Annotated in this window: 25 protein-coding genes; 10 read left to right on the forward strand and 15 right to left on the reverse strand. The window is 59.5% G+C overall.

The features are described from left to right. Nucleotides 1-20 precede the first annotated feature (20 nt). The 6 genes from FHT82_RS18050 to hppD form a co-directional block, all read right to left on the reverse strand. Nucleotides 21-2,138: a carboxy terminal-processing peptidase gene (locus FHT82_RS18050; protein WP_183734188.1), complete on the reverse strand. Its 2,118-nt coding sequence runs from the start codon at nt 2,136-2,138 to the stop codon at nt 21-23. A gap of 214 nt (nt 2,139-2,352) precedes the next feature. Then, nucleotides 2,353-3,099, reverse strand: a complete 747-nt coding sequence (locus FHT82_RS18055) for a phosphoglycerate mutase family protein (protein ID WP_183733736.1) — start codon at nt 3,097-3,099, stop codon at nt 2,353-2,355. 116 nt (nt 3,100-3,215) lie between these two features. Then, a complete protein-coding gene (gene maiA, locus FHT82_RS18060; protein WP_183733739.1) occupies nt 3,216-3,848 on the reverse strand; it encodes a maleylacetoacetate isomerase in 633 nt (210 codons plus the stop codon). Then, the gene (locus FHT82_RS18065; RefSeq protein WP_183733742.1) at nt 3,845-4,870 is read right to left on the reverse strand and encodes a fumarylacetoacetate hydrolase family protein; all 1,026 of its coding nucleotides are present in this window, start codon (nt 4,868-4,870) and stop codon (nt 3,845-3,847) included. The genes maiA and FHT82_RS18065 overlap by 4 nt, the downstream gene beginning before the upstream one ends. 49 nt (nt 4,871-4,919) lie before the next feature. Then, a complete protein-coding gene (gene hmgA, locus FHT82_RS18070; protein ID WP_183733745.1) occupies nt 4,920-6,281 on the reverse strand; it encodes a homogentisate 1,2-dioxygenase in 1,362 nt (453 codons plus the stop codon). Nucleotides 6,282-6,352: 71 nt separating this feature from the next. After that, entirely contained in the window at nt 6,353-7,462 is a 1,110-nt protein-coding gene (gene hppD / locus FHT82_RS18075) for a 4-hydroxyphenylpyruvate dioxygenase (RefSeq protein WP_183733748.1), read from the reverse strand. Nucleotides 7,463-7,591: 129 nt separating this feature from the next. Here hppD and FHT82_RS18080 point away from each other — a divergent pair, with 129 nt between their 5' ends. After that, the gene (locus FHT82_RS18080) at nt 7,592-8,092 is read left to right on the forward strand and encodes an Lrp/AsnC family transcriptional regulator (RefSeq protein ID WP_183733751.1); all 501 of its coding nucleotides are present in this window, start codon (nt 7,592-7,594) and stop codon (nt 8,090-8,092) included. Between the two features lie 14 nt (nt 8,093-8,106). Here the strand turns inward: FHT82_RS18080 and FHT82_RS18085 are convergent, their stop codons facing one another. After that, the gene (locus FHT82_RS18085) at nt 8,107-8,568 is read right to left on the reverse strand and encodes an Lrp/AsnC family transcriptional regulator (protein ID WP_183733754.1); all 462 of its coding nucleotides are present in this window, start codon (nt 8,566-8,568) and stop codon (nt 8,107-8,109) included. A 122-nt stretch (nt 8,569-8,690) separates the two neighbouring features. Between FHT82_RS18085 and FHT82_RS18090 the strand changes: the two genes are divergently transcribed. The 3 genes from FHT82_RS18090 to FHT82_RS18100 all read left to right on the forward strand — a co-directional run bounded on the left by FHT82_RS18090 (nt 8,691) and on the right by FHT82_RS18100 (nt 11,610). After that, nucleotides 8,691-9,482 carry a phenylalanine 4-monooxygenase gene (locus FHT82_RS18090; protein WP_183733757.1) on the forward strand — a complete coding sequence of 264 codons (792 nt, stop codon included), beginning with the start codon at nt 8,691-8,693 and terminating at the stop codon, nt 9,480-9,482. A 412-nt stretch (nt 9,483-9,894) separates the two neighbouring features. Continuing rightward, the gene (locus FHT82_RS18095; protein WP_183733760.1) at nt 9,895-10,923 is read left to right on the forward strand and encodes a zinc transporter ZntB; all 1,029 of its coding nucleotides are present in this window, start codon (nt 9,895-9,897) and stop codon (nt 10,921-10,923) included. A 222-nt stretch (nt 10,924-11,145) separates the two neighbouring features. Continuing rightward, nucleotides 11,146-11,610: a Fur family transcriptional regulator gene (locus FHT82_RS18100; protein ID WP_183733762.1), complete on the forward strand. Its 465-nt coding sequence runs from the start codon at nt 11,146-11,148 to the stop codon at nt 11,608-11,610. A 127-nt stretch (nt 11,611-11,737) separates the two neighbouring features. On the opposite strand, the gene FHT82_RS18105 is transcribed toward FHT82_RS18100, so the two are convergent. Genes FHT82_RS18105 through FHT82_RS18120 form a run of 4 tightly spaced genes read right to left on the reverse strand, consistent with a single transcriptional unit; the run spans nt 11,738 to nt 15,247 of the window. Next, nucleotides 11,738-12,583, reverse strand: coding sequence for a metal ABC transporter permease (locus tag FHT82_RS18105; protein ID WP_183733765.1), 846 nt, complete (start codon nt 12,581-12,583; stop codon nt 11,738-11,740). Continuing rightward, on the reverse strand, nt 12,580-13,440 hold the full coding sequence (locus FHT82_RS18110) for a metal ABC transporter permease (protein WP_281411194.1): 861 nt from the start codon (nt 13,438-13,440) through the stop codon (nt 12,580-12,582). Before FHT82_RS18110 ends, FHT82_RS18105 begins: the two co-directional genes overlap by 4 nt. Beyond that, on the reverse strand, nt 13,437-14,342 hold the full coding sequence (locus FHT82_RS18115) for a manganese/iron ABC transporter ATP-binding protein (RefSeq protein ID WP_183733768.1): 906 nt from the start codon (nt 14,340-14,342) through the stop codon (nt 13,437-13,439). Before FHT82_RS18115 ends, FHT82_RS18110 begins: the two co-directional genes overlap by 4 nt. Further along, entirely contained in the window at nt 14,339-15,247 is a 909-nt protein-coding gene (locus FHT82_RS18120; RefSeq protein ID WP_183733770.1) for a metal ABC transporter substrate-binding protein, read from the reverse strand. The genes FHT82_RS18115 and FHT82_RS18120 overlap by 4 nt, the downstream gene beginning before the upstream one ends. 146 nt (nt 15,248-15,393) lie before the next feature. Between FHT82_RS18120 and FHT82_RS18125 the strand changes: the two genes are divergently transcribed. The 5 genes from FHT82_RS18125 to FHT82_RS18145 all read left to right on the forward strand — a co-directional run bounded on the left by FHT82_RS18125 (nt 15,394) and on the right by FHT82_RS18145 (nt 18,610). Beyond that, nucleotides 15,394-15,789, forward strand: a complete 396-nt coding sequence (locus FHT82_RS18125) for a hypothetical protein (protein WP_183733773.1) — start codon at nt 15,394-15,396, stop codon at nt 15,787-15,789. 199 nt (nt 15,790-15,988) lie between these two features. After that, the gene (locus tag FHT82_RS18130) at nt 15,989-16,633 is read left to right on the forward strand and encodes a lysophospholipid acyltransferase family protein (RefSeq protein WP_183733776.1); all 645 of its coding nucleotides are present in this window, start codon (nt 15,989-15,991) and stop codon (nt 16,631-16,633) included. Then, complete coding sequence (locus FHT82_RS18135) at nt 16,630-17,577, forward strand: phosphatidate cytidylyltransferase (RefSeq protein ID WP_183733778.1); 948 nt, start codon at nt 16,630-16,632, stop codon at nt 17,575-17,577. The genes FHT82_RS18130 and FHT82_RS18135 overlap by 4 nt, the downstream gene beginning before the upstream one ends. Then, a complete protein-coding gene (locus FHT82_RS18140) occupies nt 17,577-17,972 on the forward strand; it encodes a hypothetical protein (RefSeq protein ID WP_183733781.1) in 396 nt (131 codons plus the stop codon). The genes FHT82_RS18135 and FHT82_RS18140 overlap by 1 nt, the downstream gene beginning before the upstream one ends. Further along, nucleotides 17,969-18,610 carry a CDP-alcohol phosphatidyltransferase family protein gene (locus FHT82_RS18145; RefSeq protein WP_183733783.1) on the forward strand — a complete coding sequence of 214 codons (642 nt, stop codon included), beginning with the start codon at nt 17,969-17,971 and terminating at the stop codon, nt 18,608-18,610. Before FHT82_RS18140 ends, FHT82_RS18145 begins: the two co-directional genes overlap by 4 nt. Nucleotides 18,611-18,744: 134 nt before the next feature. Here the strand turns inward: FHT82_RS18145 and FHT82_RS18150 are convergent, their stop codons facing one another. From FHT82_RS18150 to FHT82_RS18160, 3 genes are read right to left on the reverse strand one after another with little or no spacing between them, the layout of a single operon-like run. Continuing rightward, nucleotides 18,745-19,989 carry a Zn-dependent hydrolase gene (locus FHT82_RS18150; RefSeq protein WP_183733785.1) on the reverse strand — a complete coding sequence of 415 codons (1,245 nt, stop codon included), beginning with the start codon at nt 19,987-19,989 and terminating at the stop codon, nt 18,745-18,747. A gap of 11 nt (nt 19,990-20,000) precedes the next feature. After that, nucleotides 20,001-20,648, reverse strand: a complete 648-nt coding sequence (locus FHT82_RS18155; RefSeq protein ID WP_183734192.1) for a TenA family protein — start codon at nt 20,646-20,648, stop codon at nt 20,001-20,003. 2 nt (nt 20,649-20,650) lie between these two features. Further along, entirely contained in the window at nt 20,651-21,493 is an 843-nt protein-coding gene (locus FHT82_RS18160; RefSeq protein ID WP_183733788.1) for a BtpA/SgcQ family protein, read from the reverse strand. Nucleotides 21,494-21,519: 26 nt separating this feature from the next. Between FHT82_RS18160 and FHT82_RS18165 the strand changes: the two genes are divergently transcribed. After that, nucleotides 21,520-22,422 (forward strand): PfkB family carbohydrate kinase, encoded by a 903-nt coding sequence (locus FHT82_RS18165; protein ID WP_183733791.1) that lies wholly within the window; start codon nt 21,520-21,522, stop codon nt 22,420-22,422. 3 nt (nt 22,423-22,425) lie between these two features. On the opposite strand, the gene FHT82_RS18170 is transcribed toward FHT82_RS18165, so the two are convergent. Further along, nucleotides 22,426-23,196 carry a glutamine amidotransferase gene (locus FHT82_RS18170; RefSeq protein WP_183733793.1) on the reverse strand — a complete coding sequence of 257 codons (771 nt, stop codon included), beginning with the start codon at nt 23,194-23,196 and terminating at the stop codon, nt 22,426-22,428. Nucleotide 23,197 lies beyond the last annotated feature (1 nt).

The following is a 23,197-nucleotide window of genomic DNA, read 5'->3' on the forward strand; positions in this document are numbered from 1 at the left end:
GTTGCGCCGATCATGTATGACTATTTTCCGCCTGTGCTTGCCGATGGCTTTGTGGCTGCCTTTAGCACGCCTGCCTGCAAATCCGCCTCGTCGGCAAGAATGGCGGCGGCCTCGTTCAGCAAGACGTCCTTTGCATTCTTGCGGGCATTCTCAATGGCAATATCAGCACTCAGGCTGCGCTCGTCTGACTGCAGGCCATCATCTCCACCAGGATCTTCGCCAACGCTTCCCTGCGCTCGGGACTTGAGCCGATTTTCGCGAGCAGTCGCTTCTTTGCGACGTTCGGCTTCATTGAGGGAGATGATCCCTTTCTCGCGCTGCGCCTTCAGGTCGGCAATGTCTTTCAGCAGGCGCTGAAAATCCGGATCGCTTTCAACCCGCGCATCATGGCGGCTTTGCAATGTCGGCAGCAGCGTCGTGACAGCGTCGGAGGGGGTGTAGTTCGCCGGCTTGATCTGTGCCCACGGGAGAGCATTGTCGTAACTGGTCTCGCCGAAGCTTGTCGGATCGGAAAGTCCCGGCAAGCTGATATCAGGTGTCACGCCGCGCAGCTGCGTTGTACCGCCGTTGACCCGGAAAAACTGGGCAATGGTCACTTTCAGCTCCCCGAATTCGGGTTTGCTGTTGCGGACCATCCGGTCGAGATTGAGGACGGTTTGAACGGTACCCTTCCCGAAACTGGGTTCGCCGACGATGACGCCTCGACCGTAATCCTGGATTGCCGCGGCAAAAATCTCCGAAGCCGACGCCGACCCGCGATTGATCAGGACACCCATAGGGCCTGTCCAGACAGGCGCTGCAAAATCAGCATTTCTGACCGCGACCTTACCGTCGCTGCCGCGTTGCTGAACAACCGGACCATTGCCGATGAAGAGACCGGTCAAATCAATCGCCTCGTCCAATGAACCACCGCCATTGTTGCGCACGTCAATGAGAACGCCTTCGACCTTTTCCTGCTTCAGTTCGCCGAGAAGCTTGGCCACATCGCGGCTTGCGCTCCTGTAGTCATTGTCTCCTCTGCTCTTGGCTTCAAAATCCTCATAGAAGACCGGCAGAGTAATCACCCCGATTTTACGCGTGGCCTCGCCTACGTTCACGGACAGCACGGCCTTGCTGGCAGCCTGCTTTTCGAGACTGATCTTGTCACGCACCAGGCTGACAACGCGATGCTGGCCATCTGCTCCAGCATCCGCCGGCAGGATGTCCAGGCGCACGACGGAGCCTTTTTTTCCTCGTATCATCTGCACGACTTCATCAAGGCGCGTGCCCACCACTTCTTTGATCGCCCCATCCTTGCCTTGACCAACACCGGTAATGCGGTCTCCGACTGCGAGCTTGCCGGACAACTGCGCCGGCCCGCCAGGCACGAGCTCACGGATCGTCGTGTAGTCGTCGCGGTCTTGCAGCACCGCACCGATGCCAAACAGCGAGAGCTTCATCGAGATATTGAAGTCGGCCGAAGCGGCCGCACCGAAATAGTCCGTGTGCGGGTCGATCGACGTTGCATAGGCGTCCATGAACGACTGGAAAACGTCGTCGCTTTTAAACTTGTAAACGCCTTCGAGAGTGTTTGCGTAGCGCTTGTCGAGCGTTTCGCGAATAGCCGCGTCGGTCTTGCCACCCAGTTTCAACCGCAACCAGTCGCTTTTGACACGCTTGCGCCAAAGCTCATTGCTCTCGGCCTCCGACTGTGGCCAAGGCTCCTTATCGCGCAACACTGAATAATCTTCCTGCGCACCGAAATCGAAGCCCTGCTTAAGCAGGTTGCGTGCGTAGCTCATACGGTCGACAACGCGCTGTTCATATGCGTTGAAGATCGCAAATGGGATCTTCAAGTCCTTCCGTTCGATGGCATCATCGATCTCGCTGCGGTCAGACATGAACCTGTCGATATCCGCTTGCAGGAAGAGCACGCGGTCCGGATCAAGTGATTTGATGAAGCGATCCATGATCCTGGCCGACAAGGCGTCATCGAGTGTAACGGGCTTGTAGCTGAAACGCGTGAGAACTTGTGCACTCAACTGAGCAGCTTGCGCCTGTTGCTTGAGCGGCGCCAAAGCAGGCGGTGACGCCACTTCAGCATAGGCGGTCTGTACGATTGCAAGAAATGCACCAAGAAAAACGTAGTGTATGCGCATCCAGCGTTGATCCAATTCTTCATGCCTGTTGTCGATGTGTGATTTAGGTGGGCAATTGTGGTTTTTTGGCAGGCAGGTGGCAAACGGCATGGTTTGCAAAGCCGCGAAAAGTATGCGGCGCGACCCCAGTGTTCCGCTTTCAGGCCGTTCTAGCCATGAGTCGCCACCATCGCAACAGACAGCCACCCAGCTTCTATACTCGCGCAGCGAGGGACTAGTCGCGGGTCTTCGGCGCGATCGTCAGTTCCGAACCATGGGCGCCACGCATTTCTGTCGCCTCGGCTGGGTCGCGGTCGCCAGCCTTGTGCAGAAGCATCGAGCGATAGCCTTGCGCATGCGAGCCCTCGATTAGCGTCACATCGGCGTTGCCCGGATTGTCGGAGCGCTCGAACCATTCGACGCTGTAATGCAGGAAATTCATCTCGAAAGCACGGTTGGTGACGCCGTGACCGACGATGATCACGGTGTCGTTACCGCCGCCGATGTCATGCATCACGGTCTGTAGAAACAGCCGCACCCGCTGGGCAACGTCCGCCCGGCTCTCGCCGTCCGGTGGGCGGGCATAGAATTTGCCGCTGTTGTTGCGAAGCCTGGCCCATTTCTCGAATTCTTCCGGAAATTTGCGCCGCTGCTCGGCCCGGTCGTAGATCTCGGTAAACAGGCCGAAATCCTGCTCCCGCAGCAGATAATCCTCATGAACATCGCCGATGGCGTCCGCAGGCGAGGCCTCGATGATTGCGTCCTTGGTCTGGCGCGTCCGCAGATATGGCGAATGCCAGATGGTCGCCTTCGGCGCGGCGCGAGGCAGCGCTGCCAGATGGGAAGCGATGCTGCGCCCCGCGGCCAGCGCCTGCTGGTAGCCCCATTCCGTCAGCGGAACATTGTGATCGCCGAACAGCCGGTAGGCGCTCTCGCTGATGTTGCCGAGAGATTCGCCGTGTCGAACCAGAAAGATGCGCATGTCTGACCGTGTATGCTGAGGGTAAGGGCATCATGAAGGGCGCGAGAGTGGTGTGCAATGGCAGAGCGGGCTGGATCCACATCGGCAGCTCGGTTCTCGTCACGGTTCAGGCTCCGTTACGGTCTCACACGGTCGGGATGCGCCGCCTGGAAGGCCGGCAGGTTGGCGCATTTGGCGTCGATATCGACGATACGCTTGAAATCGGTCATATCAACGCCCCAGCGGCGGGCATTGTAAACTTGCGGAACAAGACAGAGATCCGCCATCGTCGGCGTATCCCCAAGGCTGAACTCTCCGTCGAATTTGCCGATCATGGCTTCCAGCTTGCAAAGTCCGTCCGTGATGAAATGTTTCATCCATTCTTCCCGGGCGTCGGCCTTGTCAGTCATGGTCATGAGATGCGCCACGACGTGCATGTTGCATATCGGATGGATGTCCATGGCGACGGCATATGCGAGGGCGCGCACGTTCTGGCGGTCGGCAATATCCGATGGCAGCAATCCGCATTCCGGCCGAAGCTCGGCCAGATATTCAATGATTGCCAGCGACTGCGTCAGTATTCTCCCGTCGATCACCAACGTCGGCACGAGCCCCTGCGGGTTGAGCGCAAGATATTCCGGCATCTTGTGCGCTCCTTGCAGCAAGTTGATCGACACTATCTTATAGTCGATAGCCAGGAGATTGAGCGCGATACGGACGCGATAACTCGCGGACGATCTCCAGTAGTCGTAGAGAACGACCTCGTTCATCGCAGCCCGGTCCCCCTGTATTCTTCGACCGTCTGCTCGATCGCCCCAAAGATCGAGTGGCCGGCATGATCCTTCATCTCGATGCGAACCTGGTCTCCGAACCGCATGAACGGCGTCTTCGGCGATCCGGTCTCGATGGCCTCGATCATCCGCAGTTCGGCAATGCAAGAGTAGCCGGCTCCTCCGTCTTCCACCGGCTTACCCAGGCCGCCGTCCAGCTTGTTGGAAACCGTTCCCGAGCCGACGATCGTCCCAGCCACGAGATTGCGCGTTTTGGCGGCATGGGCGATCAGCTGGCCAAAATCAAACGTCATGTCGATGCCGGCATTCGCCTTGCCGAATACCCTGCCGTTCAAGCTCACGAGCAGTGGAAGATGCAGCTTGCCGCCGTCCCACGCCTTTCCGAGTTCGTCCGGCGTCACCGCGACCGGGGAAAATGCCGATGCCGGCTTGGACTGGAAGAAACCGAATCCCTTTGCCAGTTCATCCGGTATGAGACCACGCAGCGACACGTCGTTGACGAGCATTACCAGCCGGATGGCGTCGCGCGCAGCTTCCGGACTGGAACCCATAGCAACATCGCCGGTGATGACGGCAACCTCGCCCTCCAGGTCGATCCCGTAAGCCTCGTCAGCCACCAGGATCGGGTCGCGCGGCGCGAGGAAGCCGTCCGAACCACCTTGATACATTAGCGGATCGGACCAGAAGCTCGCCGGCATCTCCGCGCCCCGCGCCCTGCGCACCAGTTCGACATGGTTGACGTAGGCCGAACCGTCGGCCCATTGGTAGGCCCGCGGCAAGGGCGATGTGGCGTCATGTTCGTGAAACCTGATCGTCGGCTGAGCTCCGGTCTCAATGCCTTCGGCAATCAGTTCGAGTCTCGGAGCCACGTGTTCCCAGTCATCGAGTACTGCCTGCAGGGTCCGGGCAATGTGACCGACTTCACAACAACGGGTAAGATCACGGGAAACGATGACGAGGCGGCCGTCTCTCGTGGAGTCTCTTAATGTCGCAAGCTTCATATTCCGTTCCCACGCCAGAGGATGCTTGGCCGATCATCACTTGATGCCATCATTTGATACCCGGGGTTCCGTCGAACTTGCGTTCCAGGCCGTCCCAGCACTCCAGGTAATCGTCCTGCAGCGTTTCAAGCTCGGCTGCGTATTTCGTCAATTGCTGCGGGTACCGGGTCTCGAACATGAAGGCCATGGTGTGATCCAGCTTCACCGGTTTGAGCTCGGCATTGGATGCCTTTTCGAAGGCGAGCGCGTCCGGCCCGTGGGGAAGCATCATATTGTGCAGGCTCATGCCGCCCGGCACGAAGCCCTCCTCCTTGGCGTCGTACTGGCCGTGGATCAAGCCCATGAACTCGCTCATGATGTTGCGATGGTACCACGGCGGACGGAAAGTATGTTCGGCGACCAGCCAGCGCGGCGGAAAGATCACGAAATCGACATTCGCCGTGCCTGCATCTTCGGTTGGGGCGGTCAGCACCGAAAAGATCGACGGATCGGGATGATCGAAGCGGATCGCGCCGACCGGCGCAAAGGTCCGCAAGTCGTATTTAAAGGGGGCGTAGTTGCCGTGCCAGGCCACCACGTCGAGGGGCGAGTGGCCGATATCGGTGACGTAGAACTTTCCGCACCACTTCACATGGACGCGGCAAGGCTTTTCCTTGTCCTCGAAAGCGGCGACAGGCGTCTTGAAGTCGCGCGGATTTGCCAGGCAGTTCGCACCGATGGGTCCGCGATCCGGCAGCGTGAATTTTGCGCCGTAGTTCTCGCAGATATATCCGCGCCAGACCGGCTGCTCGCCGCTGCGCAGCACCTTGAACATCATGCCGCGGGGTATGAGGCATATTTCCAGGGGTTCGACATCCATGATGCCCATTTCGGTGAACACCCTGATGGCGCCGAGTTGCGGCACGATCAGCAGTTCACCATCGGCGTTGAAGAAATAATCATCGACCATATCCTCATTGAAGACGTAGGCATGTGCCGACATGCCCACCTGGGTCGTGACATCGCCTGCCGTCGTCATTGTCCGCACGCCCTGGAGAAACGTCAGCTTCTCGGTGGGGGCGGGAATGGGATCCCAGCGAAGCTGGCCCAGGGGAAGCGAATGCTCGTCCAGGCAAGGCGCGGTCTTCCAGAGCGGATAGGACGCGTTCGAAAAGCGGCTTGTGTGGCGAACGCTCGGGCGAATGCGATAAAGCCAGGACCTTTCGTTCGTCCCGCGCGGCGCGGTGAACGGCGAGCCGGAAAGCTGCTCGGCATAAAGACCGTAGTTGCATTTCTGGGGGCTGTTTTGGCCTTGGGGCAAAGCGCCGGGAAGCGACTCCGTTTCGAAATCGTTGCCGAACCCCGGCATATATTTCAGCTTGTTTGCCGTCGCGGCTTCACCGTCCGACGTCTGGATCGATGTCTGGTCCATGCTCAACTCCTCCCCCGAAAACTCTCCGGCGCTAGCGCGTCTTTTCAGACGCGCGAGATGGTCCCACGAGTTTACTCCGCCGCAGTACCGATGACACCACGTTTGATCTGATCGGCCTCGATCGACTCGAAAAGCGCGCGGAAATTGCCTTCGCCGAATCCCTCGTCGCCCTTGCGCTGGATGAACTCGAAGAAGATGGGTCCGATGACGGTTTTGGAGAAGATCTGGAGCAGGATTTTCGTCATGCCGCCATTCACCACGCCTTCGCCGTCGATGAGGATGCCGTGCTTCTTCATGCGGTCGACAGGTTCGCTATGACCGTTCACGCGTTCATAGGACATGTCGTAATACGTTTCCGGCGGACCCGGCATGAAGCGCAAACCATTGTCGGCAAGCCTGTCGGTCGCCTCATAGATATCTTCCGTTCCAACGGCGATGTGCTGGATGCCCTCGCCCCGGTATTTCTTCAGATATTCCTCGATCTGGCTCGTGTCGTCCTTCGATTCATTCAACGGAATGCGGATCTTGCCGCAGGGCGACGTGATGGCGCGGCTCACCAGACCGGTGATGCGCCCATCGATGTCGAAGAAGTGGATCTGCTTGAAATTGAACAGGTTGCGGTAAAAATCCCACCACTTGTCCATATTGCCGCGGAAGACGTTGTGAGTGAGATGGTCGAGATAGTAGAAACCGATCCCCTGGGGATACGGGTTGCGCTCACCAAGCCAATCGAACTCGGCATCGTATGCCGATCCCTTTGCTCCATAGGTCTCGACGAAATAGAGCAGCGAGCCGCCAATGCCGACGATTGCCGGAACGTCGAGCGCCTTGTCATCGCCGTCATAGGGGACAGCGCCTTTTGACACCGCGTGATCGAAGGCATGTCTGGCGTCGACAACGCGCCACGCCATCGACGGGGCACAGGGACCATGCTCTGCGACGAAACGAGCGGCATGGCTGCCGGGTTCGGCGTTCAGGACATAGTTGATGTCGCCCTGACGCCAGACAGTGATGTCTTTCGTCTTGTGCTTTGCGACGGCAACATAACCCATGCGTGTGAAGAGCTGGCGCAGCTTCTCGGGCTCAGGATGAGCGAATTCAACAAATTCGAAGCCATCGGTGCCGGCCGGATTGTCGGCGGTGATTTCCGAAGGCGGCGCATCATGCGGGAAAGGACCCATTTTCTCCTCCTGAAGAATTGGACTTTGACTGTGCAAAGTGTGGCCCAAAACGCATGCAAAGTTCTTGCATTCTTCATGCCAGGGGAAGACATTATGCACGATTCGTGAGTGTTTTGGAGATTTCGCGCAATGGATGAACAGCTCGACAAATTGGATTTGCGCCTGCTCCAGGAACTTCAAAAAGACGGCCGATTGACGAACAACGAGTTGGGGGAGCGGATCGCGCTTTCACCCTCGCAATGCTCGCGCCGGCGGACGAGACTGGAGTCCGAGGGATATATTCGCAGCTACCGGGCCTATCTGGATCAACAGAAGCTGGGTCTGGATATGCTGGTAGTGATTTCCGTGACGCTTGCGACCCACAATAGAGACAATGCCCGCAGATTTTCGCAGCTGATCAACGGCTTACCGGAAGTTCTCGAAGCCTATGCATTGACCGGTGAAATGGACTATCACCTTAAGGTGGCGACCCGCGGGCTCGCCGACCTCTCAAAATTCGTCAACGACGTTCTATTACCCCACGAGTCGGTGCAGCACGTGAAGACGTCGATCGTGCTCGATACACTGAAGACATTCGAAGGCTTTCCGATACACATGCCGGGTAGCTGGCATGGCGACAGCACGCGGTGATCTCGCACCAAACGTCAGATCGGCAGTTCGGTCGAGAATTTCAGCTCGCGCAGCACGAAGCTCGAGACGACCGTGCGCACATGCGGGTTGCGCATGAGGTAGCGGGTCATGAAGGCTTCGTAGCTTTCCACGTCCCTCGCGCGGATCTTCAGCATGTAGTCGAAGGCGCCTGACAGAGCGTAGCACTCCATGATCTCCGGCCGCTCCAGCACCACCGAAGCGAAGGATGCCACCGCCTCTTCGTGATGATCCTCCAGTGTCACATGCGCGATGACGCAGAGCTTGAGATCGAGTTTTCCGGGATCGAGCAGCGTCACGCGCTTGCGGATGACGCCGTCTGTTTCCAGCTCCTGGATCTTCCGCCAGGCCGAACTCTGCGACATGCCGGCCTTTTCCGCGAGGTCCGCCAGCGAAAGACTGCCGTCGGCCTGGATGAGTTGCAGAAGCGTGCGACGAAAATTCCCAGGTTCTTTCATTTTCTGCATCATATCAGGGAATATTTCCCACCATTATGGCAATTGCCTCCGGGAAAGAAAAGAAAATCCTCCAAACCCGGATCATAATGGCGGGAATAGCGCCGGCCTAGGAGGATCAGCCTATGACCAAGGAAAGCACCTACACCGCCAAACTGCCCGGCCCGGATGGTTTGTATTCCTACACTCCCGAAGAAGATGCGATATGGGGTGAGCTCTACCAGCGTCAGATAAAGCTGCTCGCCGATACGGCCTGCCGCGAATACCTTGATGGCGTCAAAATGCTGGGGCTGAAACCGGACAAGGTGCCTCAGCTTCGCGATGTAAACCGACGCCTGAACGAGACCACCGGCTTCGGCGTCGAAGGCGTGCCGGCGCTCATTCCGCCCTCGCGCTTTTATGAACTCCTGTCGCAGGGCAAATTCCCGCTCGCAACGTTCCTCCGCCGTCGCGAGCATATCGACTATATCGAGGAACCGGACCTGTTCCACGAGGTTTTCGGCCACTGCCCCATGCTGACCAACCAGAGCTACGCCAATTTCGTGCGGCATTTTGGCGAAACGGCCGTCCGCCTCGGCAAGGGCTATTCATGGCATCTGTTCCGGATTTTCTGGTTCACGGTCGAATTCGGCCTGATCAATACGCCGCAAGGCCGCCGCTGCTTCGGCGCGGGCATCGTCTCATCGCCAAGCGAAGCGAAGGCGGCAACGGAAGGCAAGGCGTGCGAATTTCGACCGTTCGATCTGTTGAGCGTGCTGAGGACACCCTACCGGATCGATATTCTGCAGCCGATCTACTATGTCATCGATAGCTTCGCCGATCTTGAAGCGATCGTGGAGCAGGATATCGAGGGCACGATCCTCAAGGCGAAATCGCTGGGTGATTTTGCTCCCACGTTCGAGGCCAAAGCTTCGTGAATCGCTGACAATACGGCGATCACGATGCAAAGGCGCGAATACCCTGGCAGAAGAGTCTCTTGATGCGGTTGACGCGGAGAACGCGCTCAGCAACCGGCGCTTTTCGCTCGCAACCAATGCGGCGGCGACCCTGTTCCTCAGGCTTCGTATCTTGCCCCCCGAACAGACGCATGGCTCTTCCCGCAGACAGCAGCATGGGCACGGCACCGCGATCAACGCTGCCTCGAATTCAGATGTTTTCGCCATGACCGATCGCCAAGGATCGCAGCGATCCGACCATTGCAAGATTTTATAATGCCTGCAGTTTTGCTCCTACGGCACCATTGCATTCGATTGTCTTGCCGCCCGGCGGCGACTCGCTAAGCTATTGATGTGTGCTTACGAGGTGGACTTTGGCGGGTGGAGGTTTCTCATGCACGAGCAGGTCACGAGTGTTGCAAATTACGGCGCCGAGCCGGGTTTGCGTTTCGCCGTGCTTCTGGACGGACGCGGCGGCTGTCGCACCCTCGACATGGAAGCAATACGTCGGTGGACGCCGGATGACGGCGTCGTCTGGCTGCATTTCGAGCGCGATCACCCGGCCGCTGCAGAGTGGGTGACAACGAAAGGCGGCTTCGACCCGCTGGTTGCCGACGCCTTGCTGCAGGAGGAGTCGCGCCCACGGGTCGAAAGCATCGATGACGGACTGCTGATCATTCTTCGCAGCGTCTGCGCCGCGCCACCGGAAGAAGAAAAAGCCGGGCCTGCCGAAATCGATCTCGTTCCCCTCCATATATGGGCCGACGAGCACAGGCTGGTGACCCTGCGCGACAGTGGCCATTATATAACCGCCTTGCGCGATATCCGCCTTGCCCTGGACAAATGCAAAGGCCCTAGACAGACGGGGGAACTGCTCGCCCTCGTCAGCGAAAAGCTGGTACGCGACCTCGAGCCGGTGCTCGACACGATGGACGAAGAGGTCGATGAGCTGGACGAGCTGATCTTTCACGGCGAAGCCAGCGAGGTGCGCGAGCGGCTGAAGCAGCTTCGCCGCCGCTCCGTGCAGCTTCGGCGCTATCTCGCACCTCAACGCGATGCCTTGAACCGTATCGAACATGACGACGCCCCATGGCTGAAGGAGCGTGACAAGCTGCGTTTTCGCGAGGTAATCGACAAGCTGATGCGCTTCATCGAATATCTCGACGCCATCCGCGACCGCACCGGCATTCTTCATGACGACCTGTCCACTGTCATCAGCGAACGGATTGCCCGCAATTCCAACCGACTTGCAGCGCTCGCCGCCCTCCTGCTGCCGCCGAGCGTGGTGGCTGGTCTTTTCGGCATGAATGTCGGCGGAATCCCCGGCGTCAACGATACCTGGGCTTTCATCATCATCGTTGCCTTCGTCGCGGTCACGTCGGTCGCAACGCTGATGGTCCTCAGGCGGATCAAGTGGCTTTGAGCGACAGAACGCAACGCCTCACTGATCGTGGAGGCGCTCGAAAACACCAAAATGTACACACCGACGATTTCCCGCATCGCTGCGTCCGCGGGCTAAGTAGGACGAGGGTAGTTCCGCAACATGGGGGCAATATTCTTGTAATTGCGACGCAACTAGCCTATGGGACGGTCAGATCTCGGTGCCGAAAGGATCCGTGAAGAATACAGATAGAGGGCGCACCATATGAACAAGCCCCCGAGCACGGATATCAGACAGGTCTGCAGGGAACATGGGCTGCGTCTGACCGGCCCCCGCAAAATTATCATGCAGGTTCTGCTGAAATCCAACGACCATCCCGACGCGGTCGAACTTCATCGACGCGTGACAAAGATCGATCCTGGGATTGCGATTGCAACAGTCTACCGGACGCTCAATATGCTGCAGGACAAAGGCGTCCTTGAGCGTCACACGTTCGCGGATGGCCGCGCCCGCTACGAGACAGCCGATCACGAGCATCACGACCACCTGATCAATGTCGAGACGGGAGATGTCGTCGAATTCCGGTCCGACGACATCGAGCGGCTGCAGGACGAGATCGCACGGGCGTACGGTTTCGAAATCGTGAGCCACCGGCTTGAGATCTACGTCAAGCCTTTGAAGAAGGCAGCCAAGGAAAGTCGCGTGGTTACACCCAAACCGGCTCGATGACTTGCATCAAGATCGGGCGTCCCATTTCGTTGATGAGACCCGCAGTTCAGCCAGACCGGCATCATTGCCCGAAAGAAGCGTAGATTCCTGCGGCCTTTCCTGTCAGGCGGATCTGCGGGAACGAGCCTCAGGCCGACTGTGACGTCTCGACCCGCGCCTCCTTGCGCGTGGCGTGAATGAACGCCAGCACAAAGACGATCGAGAGCAGGAGAACGATGGTGGGTGCCGGTGCGCTGTCGATGAAGAACGACAGATAGACGCCGAGGAAGGAACCGACCGCTGCGATGACAACGGAGAGAACCAGCATCGTGCTGAACCGCCGCGTCAGCAGAAAGGCGATGGCTCCGGGCGCGATCAGCATGGCGATAGCCAGGATGATGCCGACGGCCTGCAGCGCCCCGACAATGGTTAGCGAGATCAGGGAAAGCAGACCATAGTGCAGCAGGTTGACGCGCAGACCCACGGCTCTCGCCTGGGCCGGATCGAAGGCATGGAGCAAAAAGTCCTTCCACTTGATGCCGATAAAACCGGCAGTGATCGCGGCGACGACGGCTGAACCGCCGATGTCGCGCCAGGAGACGCCGAGCATGTCGCCGAACAGAATATGGTCGAGATGCACGTCCGACTGGATTTTGACATAGAGGACGAGGCCGAGGCCGAACATGCCGGAGAACACGATGCCCATCACCGTATCCTGCTTGATGCGACTGTTGTCCTTCAGGAAACCGGTGGCGACGGCGCAGAACATCCCGGCGACGAAGGCGCCGATCGCATAGGGAAAGCCGACGATGTAGGCGATGACGACGCCGGGGAAGACGGCGTGGCTGATCGCGTCGCCCATCAGCGACCAGCCCTTGAGGACGAGGAAGCAGGAGAGCAACGCCATCGGGATTGCGACCAGCACGGAGATAACAAGCGCGTTGACCATGAAGTCGAACTGGAAGGGCGACAGAAGCGTGTCGATGAAGCTCATAGTCCAGCCTCCAGCGCTTGTGTCGCGCGACGCCGAGCTGCCAGCATTCCGTGCTTGGGTGCGAAGAGGAAGGCGATCAGGAAGATCAGTGTCTGGAGGCAAACGATGATGCCGCCGGTCGCGCCGTCGAGGAAATAGCTCGCATAGGCACCGGTGAAGCTGGTGATTGAACCAATTGCGACGGCGATGGCCAGCAACCGCGGAAAACGGTCGGTCAGCAGGTAGGCAGTTGCGCCTGGTGTGACGACCATGCAGATGACGAGGAAAGCGCCCACAGTCTGGAGCGCAGCCACCGTCGAAGCCGACAGCAGTGTGAAGAACATGATCTTGAGGGCGGTTGGGTTGAGGCCGATCGAGTGCGCATGACTCTCATCGAAGAAGGTGACCATCAGGTCTTTCCATTTGACGAGGAGGATCGCAAGCGAGACGAAGCCGATGATGGCGAGCTGGATCGTATCGCCGGGCGTAATCGCCAGGATGTTGCCGAGCACGATTGTCTGGATGTTCACCGAGGTCGGCGAGATCGAGACCATGAACAGGCCGAGCCCGAAGAATGCCGAGAAGATCAAACCGATGATGGCATCTTCTTTCAGCTTGGTGCGCTGGTTGAGGAAGAGCATCGCGGCCGCAGCCAGTGTACCCGAGAAGAAGGCGCCGATGGCGAAGGGCAAGCCAAGCATATAGGCGCCCGCCACGCCTGGCACGATCGAGTGGGAAAGCGCGTCGCCGATCAGCGACCAGCCCTTGAGCATGAGATAGCAGGACAGGAACGCGCAGACACCGCCGACAAGGGCGGAGACCCACATGGCGTTCAGCATGTAATCATAGGTAAAGGGTTCGAGGAGACCGGTCATCATTCCCGGTCTCCGTTACCCTGTTCCGGCTTTCGTATCGTCGCCTTGCCATCCTGAAGCACCAGCGGACGTTCATCATCGGTAAGGACGCCGATCGCGTGAGGCTTGCCGCCAGTGGCCTCGTTCAGCACGAAGTGACGCAGCACGCCTCCGAACGCCTGCTCGAGATTCGCTTGCGTAAAGGTCTCCATTGTCGGGCCATAGGCAAGCACCGTACCCTTGATCAGGATTGTCCGGTCGCAGAATTCCGGTACGCTGCCGAGATTGTGCGTCGAGACCAGCATCACTCGGCCCTCGTCGCGCAACTCCCGAAGCAGTTTGATGATCTGATCTTCGGTCTTGACGTCCACGCCGGTGAAGGGCTCGTCGAGCAGGATGACGCGGCCGTCCTGTGCGAGCGCCCTGGCGAGAAAGACGCGCTTCCTCTGCCCGCCCGAAAGCTCCCCGATCTGACGCTTGCGAAACTCGCTCATATTGACACGGGCAAGCGCCTTCGAAACGGCGTCGTGGTCGGCCGCTTTCGGTAGGCGCATCATGCCCATATGGCCGTAGCGGCCCATCATCACGACGTCTTCGACCAGGACCGGAAAATTCCAGTCAACCTCTTCGGCTTGCGGCACGTAGGCGACAAGGTTCCTGCGGAGCGCTTCAGCGACCGGTACGCCGAGCACCCGGATCTCGCCCTTGGCGAGGCGGACGAAGCCCATGATCGCCTTGAACAGGGTCGACTTGCCGGAACCATTGACCCCGACAAGTGCTGCGATAGTGCCTGTCGGGATCTGGAAGTTGGCATCCCGAAGAGCTGTATGGCCATTGCGGTAGGTGACGGTGGCGCCCCTCACCACGATGCCTGACCCCGCATCCGAAGATGCGAGGCGGACGAGGTTCGTGACCGGCGCCGTCACTGGATCAGACCTTTGGCGATCGTGTCCGAAGTGACACGGAGCAGATCGATATAGGTCGGAACCTCGCCATCGGCTTCGGTCAGCGAGTCGACGTAGAGCACGCCGCCATATCTGGCGCCGGTCTCACGTGCCACCTGCTCGGCAGGCGCGGACGAGATCGTACTTTCGGAGAAGACGACGGCAATCTTGTTCTTGCGCACCGCATCGATCACCTTGCGGACCTGCTGTGGCGTACCCTGCTGATCCGCGTTGATCGGCCAGAGATAGAGTTCCTTCAGACCGAAGTCGCGGGCGAGATAGGAGAAGGCCCCTTCGCTCGAGACCAGCCAGCGCTTGTCTTCCGGAACCTTGGCGAGCTCCGCCTTGATCGGGTCGATGACAGCCCTGATCTTTGTCTTGTAGGCCTCGGCATTGGCCTTGTAGGCATCGGCGTTATCAGGATCATACTTCACGAAGGCGTCGCGGATATTGTCGACGTAGATCAGAGCCGCCGTCGGCGACATCCAGGCATGCGGGTTCGGCTTGCCGGTGTAAGGGCCTTCGGTGATGCCCATCGGCTCTACGCCTTCGGATACGACAACTCCGGGAACGCTCTTCAGGTTCTGGAAGAACTTCTCGAACCAGAGCTCGAGATTGAGGCCGTTCCAGAGGATCAGCTGCGCACCCTGCGCCCGCCGGATGTCGCCCGGTGTCGGCTGATAGTTGTGAATCTCCGCACCAGGCTTGGTGATCGATTCAACGACAGCAGCATCGCCGGCGACATTCCTGGCGATGTCGGCGATGACTGTGAATGTCGTGACCGCCTTGAATTTCTCCTGGGCGGCGGCCGGGACCACCGTCAGCATGGCCGCTAATGCCGCCCCCATCATTCCGGTCAGCACCGACCGCTTTACCCCGTCGAGCATGATGTCTCCTTTTGCGAATAGGACTTAATTGCACCTCATCATCGATCTGACCTTTTATGCAATTCAGAATCATTTGCAATAATGGTTTACGCCAGAAGATCTTCTCTTATTCTGCAATTGCGAGTGAATTGCAATAAAGATTCGATATGAACGTCGAAAATGGTTGCGGCCAACTCGAACGATCTTGTCGCCGCGCAACCAGCCGAGACGCCTGCCACCTATATGACGGACCCGCCGCCCTGGCGCTGCATCTCGAAGAACTGAAACGGCTGCGATCCTTCCCCATCAACCGCATCCTTCCCTGCCACGGCGACCCGGAGCGGATTCTTGGCGGCGGCTACGAGCCTTCCTTCATCGATGCAGCGATCCGTTATGTCGAAGCGATGAATGACCAAGCGCCCGAACGGGAGATCTGGCGCAAGCCTTTGGCTCAAGCGGTCAGCGAGGATGTGAAGAGCGGTGCGCTGATCTATATCCCCGCCTATGAGAATGTGCACGCCTCCAATGTCGCTCTGCTGAAAGCCTATCGCGGCAAGGGCTGACGGACGGCAAAACAGCGTTCGCTGCAGGAGTGGTTCGGATGGGAGAAGGAAATGATCTTCTCGTGGCGCAAGTCCTCCACGCCGGAGCCGGACCATCGGCCTACGCCTTTGGGGTGAAAACCTGCAAAGCGCCTTTTCTCCGCCAATGACAATGCTAGAGTTTCGATTGGTGATCCGGCTAACATCAACAGAGTGGTGAATGAAGGCTTTGCTTACAACGGCCGCGGCGACGGTAATCGTACTGTTCGCACGCGCGGTCACGGCGGTCCGCGCCGTGTGGCCCGAGGAAGGCCTGCCTTCCCGCCCCTGCGTTTACTACGCCAACCACTCCAGCCACGGCGATTTCGTTCTGGTCTGGACGGTATTGCCGCCGAGACTGCGTCATCGGGTTCGTCCGGTTGCTGGCGCCGAATATTGGCTGAAGTCCTGGCTCAATCGCTTCATCGGCAGCGATGTCTTCAATGCGGTGCTGATCGCGAGGGATCGGGACAAGCGGACGGAAGATCCCGTCACGCAGATGGCCTCGGCCATCGATGCCGGTTCGTCCCTCATTCTCTTCCCGGAGGGCACGCGAAACCAGTCCGACGCACGGCTCCTCCCGTTCAAAAGCGGCATTTTCCATCTGGCTGCGGCGCGCCCTGATGTCGAGCTCGTGCCGGTCTGGATCAGCAATCTGAACCGCGTCATGCCAAAGGGTGAGATCGTTCCGATACCGCTGATCTGCACAGTGACCTTCGGCAGCGCTTTGCAGATCGCGCCTGGCGAAGGCAAGGATGCTTTTCTCGAACGGATGCAAGCCGCTCTCCTGGCTTTGTCTCCCAACATTGTAGGCGGTGGGGAATGAGCGGCGCGAATTCCGATCTTATGACGCTCGTAGCCGGGATCTTCGGCTTGCTCATCGTTGCGTCGGTCATCGGTTACATATTGCAGCAACGCCTCTCGCCCAACGGTTCGAACGCTGCGGTCGAAAACCTCAACGCGCGGATCAAGGCCTGGTGGGTCATGGTCATCCTGATCGGCATTGCTTTCACAGCGGGCCGTATCGGCGTTTTGATCCTGTTTGGCTTTTGTTCATTCGCAGCACTTCGTGAATTCGTAACCCTCATCAATACAAGAAGGGCGGATCACTGGGCGCTTGCGGCAGCCTTCTTCGTCGTCGTTCCGATCCAGTATTTTCTGCTCTGGGCTGAACAATATGGCATCTTTTCGATCTTCATCCCGGTCTATGCCTTCCTGCTGATGCCGATCATCTCGGTACTGCGAGGCGACACGGAGCGCTTTCTCGTTCGCATCGCGGAAGTGCAGTGGGCGCTGATGATCTGCGTCTTCTGCGCTTCCCATGTCCCTGCTCTGCTGACCTTGAAGATAGCGGGATACGAGGGCCGCAATGTGCTGTTGATTGCCTTTCTGGTGATCGTCGTCCAGCTCAGCGATGTCCTGCAATATGTCTGGGGTAAACTCTTTGGACGCACGAAGATTGCGCCAAGACTGTCACCATCGAAAACGGTCGAGGGCTTTGTCGGCGGCATCATCAGCGCCACCCTGATTGGAACGGGCCTCTGGTGGATTACGCCCTTCACACCGTTTCAGGCAGGGCTTCTCGCCTTTGTCATCACGTTGATGGGCTTCTTCGGGGGTCTGGTCATGTCGGCGATCAAACGCGACCGCGGTGTCAAGGACTGGGGCAATCTCATCGAGGGACACGGCGGACTGATCGACAGGCTGGATTCCGTCGTCTTCTCGGCACCCATCTTCTTCCATCTTACCCGCTACTGGTGGTCGCTTTGATGCCCGTTGTGCTGCAACGTCTCTTGCGCAGCGGCGTGTTCCACGTCCTGTTCGCTTTTCTGGCGATGGGCAGCTGGGCCATCTTCGCCAATCACGCTCATGTCATGCCGGCGCCGCTCTATGCCGGTCTCGTGCAGGGGACGATATCCGCCTGCCTGACGCTTTTCCTGAAATCGGTGATCGACTGGCTTTCCAGCCGCTTCAGCGGTTCAACACGATTTTGGGCGCCGCCGCTGATTGCCTGCCTTGGCTCGACCAGCATTCTCGTGGTGTTCCATGCGGCGAGCGGCACACCGGAGATAATCAAGACCATCGCGCTGCCGCTGCTTGTATCGACGACTTATGCAGCGATCTACAATTATTCGATCTCCGCAAGACGAGGTTTCGACACATGATGGAGACAGGAGACAGGAGACCCCTCGCGAGCCGCAACACCCGCTGGGCGGGCACAATTGCCCGATGGATGGCCGCACGAGCCATCACGCCGAACCAGATCTCGCAAGCCAGCATGCTGGCGGCAGCAATCGCCGGCGTCACTTTCTATCTGGCGGGACAGACAACAGGCTTGCCGCGCGCCGGCTACCTGCTGCTGGCTGTTCTATTCTGTCAGGCACGCCTCCTTTGCAATCTGTTCGACGGCATGGTCGCTGTCGAAGGCGGAAAGGGAGAGGCTGACGGTCCTTTCTGGAACGAGTTTCCGGATCGCATCGCCGACCTGATGATATTCGCGGGCGTCGGATATGGCATCGGCATGCCGGGGCTCGGCTGGGCGGCCGGAGCCTTCGCCGTATTGACGGCCTATGTCCGGGAACTTAGCCGCGCCACCGGCAATCCCAGCGATTTCTCCGGCCCGATGGCCAAGCAGCACCGGATGGCGACGATCACGGCGGCGGGATTGGCATCCCTTATCGAGCCATTGTGGGGCGGGCAGAACCAGATCCTGACGATCGGTCTCGGCGTAATAACGGCGGGAGCAGCCTTCACGGTGATCCGTCGTTCGAAGACATTGGTCACGCGCCTCAAGCTTCGCTGACGAGGTGGTCACAGGGCCGACGCCAAGTTCTCTGCGGGGAGGAAGCGAACGAGACCCACTTCCTTATGTGTGACGACGCTGGCCTCGACAGTCGTCAGGCGCCTACGGCAGTCGCGCCTGAAATCCTGCCCTTCTCAGCCTTTGGCAAGCTCGATCGTCGACTGCAGCAACACTCTCGCTCCTGAAACGACATGCTCGGGCGCGGTATATTCGGCCTCGTTATGACTGAGGCCATCGCGGCAGGGTACGAAGATCATCGCCGAGGGCGCGATCCGATTGACGAAGAGAGCATCGTGGAAAGCGCCCGACACCATCCTTTTCGTCGGCAGCCCGGCGACTTCGGCGGCGCTCTCCAGTATCCCCAGCAGCTTTTCGGGGAAGTTTGCCGGCGCCATGTCAAAACTGCGCTTGAACAGAACCTCGCAGCGCTGAGCCTTGGCGCGCTCGCGAAAGCATTGCTCGATCGTCGCGTTCAGTCGATCGATCTCCAATGAATCGGGATGGCGGATATCGATGGTGCAGCGTGCCAGCTCCGGAATGGCGTTGATCGCTCCCGGCTCCACCTCGATGCGCCCGACGGTAAATCGGGCGCTTTCATCCTGCGGCATGACAGTGGAATAGAGCGTGTCCAGCGTCGAGATCATGGCGCGCAGAGGGTCCCGGCGGTAGGAAAGAGCCGTCGTGCCGGCATGAGCCGTCTGACCCGACACCTCCACCTGCAGCCATCGGGTTCCCTGGATACCCGTCACGATGCCGATGGAGATATCCTCCTTTTCCAGCGACGGCCCCTGCTCTATGTGCACCTCGAGATAGGCATGGACCGGCATGCCTAGGTCGCGCATCATGGCCTGTGGAAGAGCCTCGAGCGTTGCCTTCAGTTCGTCGCCGAACATTGCGCCGTCGGTCGAAACAAGCTCGGACCATGCGGCTGGGATGACACCCGCCGAAAAGGCGGACGACCCCATGCAGCCGGGCGCGAAGCGGCATCCCTCCTCATTGGTCCAGCCGACAACCTCGACCGGCCTTTCCGTTTCGATACCCGCATCCTCTAGGCTTTCGAGAACCTCGAAGGCCGAGAGCGTTCCGAGCGCGCCATCGAAACGACCGCCGGCTGGCTGGCTGTCGAGGTGACTGCCGATCAAGAGTGGCGGCGCCCGGTCGTCTTTGCCGGAACGGCGGATGAAGAGATTTGCGACGGGATCCTGGAACACGCCAAAACCACGCGCGGCGGCCAACTCAGCCAGCAGGGATCGGGCCTCCCGATCCAGTCCGGTCAGGGCCTGACGATTGACCCCACCGCGCACGGTCGCGCCGATCTCGGCAAACTGATCGAGGCGACCCAGCAGACGCGCGCCATCGATGTCGATATCCGCAGTCATCGCACGACCTCTCAGGTATAGGCTGCTTCGTGAAAGTCGATCTCAAGACGCTGCGCACGCCCGAATATGGCGCTCAACCGCGTGCGCTCGGCAGGAGCCATGGTCTCGCCCGCTTCGTCCAGAACAGCCTTCAGCCAGCGCGCCTGCGCCTCGAACTCGGGTTCTGCGTGAAGCTTGACCCACTCCTTGAGAAGGGGATCGCTGATTGCAGCCGAGTTCGCCGCACTCGACCAGGTCCAGTACATCCATTCGGCTGCGAACATGGCAGCAATCGTGTCGAGAAAACCGCCGTCACGGGCAATTGCCAGCATGCCGTCGCGGAAGGCTGCGACATCGGCCCGGCCGGTATCATAGCGGGAAGGATCGATGCCGCGTGCCGCAAAGGTCTTTTCGAAATAGGCGATCTGTTGGTTTGCGAGCGCATCCAGAACGCCGATCAGCCACCGCTTCTGGGCGATGGTTTCGGCTTTGGCGGTAGCATAGGCAAAGATCGCAATCGCCGTATCGACGAAGGCGCCTTCGAAGACGAGGTATCGCTCGAATGCCTCGTTCGAAAGGCGGTCAGCCTTGATATCCTCGACGAAGCGATGGTTCACCATGGCTTCGAAAACGTCATGGTTTTCATCGAGCATCTGTTGCGAGAGGGTGCCGCCCATGATCGTTACGCCTCCAGGCCGGGCTTTGCAGCTTCGACGAAGGCTGCCACACGGGCCGGTTCCACGGGGTTCCACCAGACGCCACCTTCCTTGAGCGACGAGGCGACGATGACGCCGTTGGTGCGCTTCAGGATCTCGACGATATTGTCCTTGGTCACACCCGAGCCGACGAGCAGCGGAAGATGGGTGGCGGCACCGATTTCCTCGATCTCTTCCATCGTTGCGCTGTTGCCCGTTCTTTGGCCGGTCGCAATCACCACGTCCGCATCGAAGAAGGCCAGGTCACGGGTCAATTCGTCGATCGTGCGATCAGCGGTAATGGCATGTGCGCCGTGCTTCACATGGCTGTCGGCAAACACCTTGATATGTTCGGCGCGCAGAGCCGAGCGATAGCGCATCGCCTCGGCCGCCCGGCCCTCCATAAAGCCTTCATTGGCGACATAGGCGTTCACCCATTGATTGACGCGGATGAAGCGCGCACCGCCTGCCGCCGCGATCGCGAAGGCCGGGATCGGCGCATTGGCAAGCACGTTGATGCCGAGCGGCACGCCGGCGGCGCGCGCGATGCGGTCGGTCACGACCGACATGAAGGCTGCGGTCTCGTGGCCGATATCCTCTGGCTTGGAAAAGGGAATATCGCCGTGATTTTCCACGATCAATCCATGGATGCCGCCTTTGACGAGCGCGTCCGCGTCGCGCATGCAGGTGTCGTAGATCGTATCTATCGCCGCGCTGCGATAGCGCGGAGCACCCGGGAAAGGCGGGCAGTGAATCATCCCGATCAATGCCTTGTCAGTGCCGAATATTTCCCGTATGGCGCTTGTGGCCTTATCCGATATCTGCTGCATTTTTCTTTCCTTTCCGAAAGCCAGCCATGCGTGCCTATGTCATCGGTAACGTCGCCATCGACGAAACCATTTCCGTAATGTCCATGCCCGAAGCGGGCGCCTCGATCCTCGGTCAGGAGGAAACCCGCGACCTTGGCGGCAAGGGCGCCAATCAGGCCGTCGTGATGGGCCGCACCGGCCTTCCCACGACGCTCGTCACGGCTGTCGGCGAGGATTTCCGCGCCCAGACGATCCGCGACCAGCTTGCCGGTGAACCGCTGGACGCCCGTCTGCTGGGTAGTCCGCGCCGCACCAGTGACTTCTCCATCATCTTCACCACGCCGGACGGCGAAAACGCCATCGTCACCACGACGGAATCGGCCGAAGCCTTGACCCTGTCGGAGGCGCTTGCCCCGCTTGACGACGCCATCAGCGGCGACCTCGTCGTGCTGCAGGGCAATCTCAGCGAAGACGTCACCCGCGGCATTCTCACTGAAGCCAGACGCCGCGGCCTGACGACTGCTTTCAACCCCTCGCCACTTCGACCCTACTTCGCCGAACTCTGGCCACTTATCGACATCGCCTTTCTCAACAGGGGCGAGGCTGAAAGCCTGACCGGATCCTCCGGCGAGGCAGCGATCCGTCGCCTGGCCGAAGCCGGCGTGTCACAGACCGTCCTGACGCTCGGCGGCAGCGGCGCTATCCTTGCAAGCGGACACGAAGTGCTTGCAACGGTTCCCGCCCGTGCCACCGAAGTCGTTGATACGACCGGCGCCGGTGACACGTTCATGGCCGTTGCCCTTGCCTCGGCCGCGCTTCGCTCCACCGCACTCGACACCAGAGCCATCCATCACGCAACCGCGGCCGCTGCCATCACCGTCAGCCGCCGGGGCACACGCTCGGCCTTCCCAAGCAAGGCGGAACTCGCCGGCATCCTTGCCGGCGAGTAACGGCTATTTCGCCTCCGTCAGCCAGCCGAGGATGTTCTTCCAGAGACGTCCGTAGCCTTCCCATTCGCAGAAGGCAGGTGAAAGCCAATGCGGACCGATATCGGACGTCCATGCGGCCGTCTTGCCCTTGCCGAAGCGGCCGGTCACCAGGAGCGGGTGACCGCCCTCCTCATCAGGCAGACGAGCGACGACTTCCACATCCTCACGCTCGCGCACTTCCACCTCATTGACGCCGAGAAGCAGTGGCCATTCGCCCGAGAGGCCGGCGACCGTCTCGTGACCGGACTTGACGAGAACGGGCGTCGTCCCCTCGGGAATTTCGACCCGGTCATCATAGGGAAGGCAGGTGACGGGAAGAACATCCTCGACCGGCGTGCGCCGCCAGCGCGCCTTGCCATCGATGCCTTGGAACGAAAAATAGCCGCCGACCATCAACAGGCCACCACCCTTCTCGACCCAGGCCTTGATAAGTTTCAGGCGGTTCGGAACGGTCTTCGAATGCAGCCAGACCGCAGGCGGAAGAAGCAGGGAATTGGCGCCGATATCAGACAGGATGATCGCGTCATAGGCATCGAGCCCTGCCATATCGAAAGGAAATTGTTCGACCGCCTCGTGGGCCGGCATGTAGGTGAGTTCGAATACGCTGCCCTCGAGCGCCTTGACGAGTGGTTCGGCGCCGAGATGGAAGGTAACGCTGCCGAACTGATCGAAGCCCTTGTAATGCGTAGCCGAGCTGACCCAGCTTTCGCCGACGAGAAGAACCTTCTTTGTCATG

This window comes from Rhizobium sp. BK275 (assembly GCF_014193555.1).
Taxonomy (GTDB): Bacteria; Pseudomonadota; Alphaproteobacteria; order Rhizobiales; family Rhizobiaceae; genus Rhizobium.

What these genes read in the sequence shown, in the direction of transcription:
- FHT82_RS18050 (WP_183734188.1), bottom strand. Translation starts at nt 2,138, where the DNA reads ATGCGCATACACTACGTTTTTCTTGGTGCATTTCTTGCAATCGTACAG.
- FHT82_RS18055 (WP_183733736.1), bottom strand. Translation starts at nt 3,099, where the DNA reads ATGCGCATCTTTCTGGTTCGACACGGCGAATCTCTCGGCAACATCAGC.
- maiA (WP_183733739.1), bottom strand. Translation starts at nt 3,848, where the DNA reads ATGAACGAGGTCGTTCTCTACGACTACTGGAGATCGTCCGCGAGTTAT.
- FHT82_RS18065 (WP_183733742.1), bottom strand. Translation starts at nt 4,870, where the DNA reads ATGAAGCTTGCGACATTAAGAGACTCCACGAGAGACGGCCGCCTCGTC.
- hmgA (WP_183733745.1), bottom strand. Translation starts at nt 6,281, where the DNA reads ATGGACCAGACATCGATCCAGACGTCGGACGGTGAAGCCGCGACGGCA.
- hppD (WP_183733748.1), bottom strand. Translation starts at nt 7,462, where the DNA reads ATGGGTCCTTTCCCGCATGATGCGCCGCCTTCGGAAATCACCGCCGAC.
- FHT82_RS18080 (WP_183733751.1), top strand. Translation starts at nt 7,592, where the DNA reads ATGGATGAACAGCTCGACAAATTGGATTTGCGCCTGCTCCAGGAACTT.
- FHT82_RS18085 (WP_183733754.1), bottom strand. Translation starts at nt 8,568, where the DNA reads ATGAAAGAACCTGGGAATTTTCGTCGCACGCTTCTGCAACTCATCCAG.
- FHT82_RS18090 (WP_183733757.1), top strand. Translation starts at nt 8,691, where the DNA reads ATGACCAAGGAAAGCACCTACACCGCCAAACTGCCCGGCCCGGATGGT.
- FHT82_RS18095 (WP_183733760.1), top strand. Translation starts at nt 9,895, where the DNA reads ATGCACGAGCAGGTCACGAGTGTTGCAAATTACGGCGCCGAGCCGGGT.
- FHT82_RS18100 (WP_183733762.1), top strand. Translation starts at nt 11,146, where the DNA reads ATGAACAAGCCCCCGAGCACGGATATCAGACAGGTCTGCAGGGAACAT.
- FHT82_RS18105 (WP_183733765.1), bottom strand. Translation starts at nt 12,583, where the DNA reads ATGAGCTTCATCGACACGCTTCTGTCGCCCTTCCAGTTCGACTTCATG.
- FHT82_RS18110 (WP_281411194.1), bottom strand. Translation starts at nt 13,440, where the DNA reads ATGATGACCGGTCTCCTCGAACCCTTTACCTATGATTACATGCTGAAC.
- FHT82_RS18120 (WP_183733770.1), bottom strand. Translation starts at nt 15,247, where the DNA reads ATGCTCGACGGGGTAAAGCGGTCGGTGCTGACCGGAATGATGGGGGCG.
- FHT82_RS18125 (WP_183733773.1), top strand. Translation starts at nt 15,394, where the DNA reads ATGAACGTCGAAAATGGTTGCGGCCAACTCGAACGATCTTGTCGCCGC.
- FHT82_RS18130 (WP_183733776.1), top strand. Translation starts at nt 15,989, where the DNA reads ATGAAGGCTTTGCTTACAACGGCCGCGGCGACGGTAATCGTACTGTTC.
- FHT82_RS18135 (WP_183733778.1), top strand. Translation starts at nt 16,630, where the DNA reads ATGAGCGGCGCGAATTCCGATCTTATGACGCTCGTAGCCGGGATCTTC.
- FHT82_RS18140 (WP_183733781.1), top strand. Translation starts at nt 17,577, where the DNA reads ATGCCCGTTGTGCTGCAACGTCTCTTGCGCAGCGGCGTGTTCCACGTC.
- FHT82_RS18145 (WP_183733783.1), top strand. Translation starts at nt 17,969, where the DNA reads ATGATGGAGACAGGAGACAGGAGACCCCTCGCGAGCCGCAACACCCGC.
- FHT82_RS18150 (WP_183733785.1), bottom strand. Translation starts at nt 19,989, where the DNA reads ATGACTGCGGATATCGACATCGATGGCGCGCGTCTGCTGGGTCGCCTC.
- FHT82_RS18160 (WP_183733788.1), bottom strand. Translation starts at nt 21,493, where the DNA reads ATGCAGCAGATATCGGATAAGGCCACAAGCGCCATACGGGAAATATTC.
- FHT82_RS18165 (WP_183733791.1), top strand. Translation starts at nt 21,520, where the DNA reads ATGCGTGCCTATGTCATCGGTAACGTCGCCATCGACGAAACCATTTCC.
- FHT82_RS18170 (WP_183733793.1), bottom strand. Translation starts at nt 23,196, where the DNA reads ATGACAAAGAAGGTTCTTCTCGTCGGCGAAAGCTGGGTCAGCTCGGCT.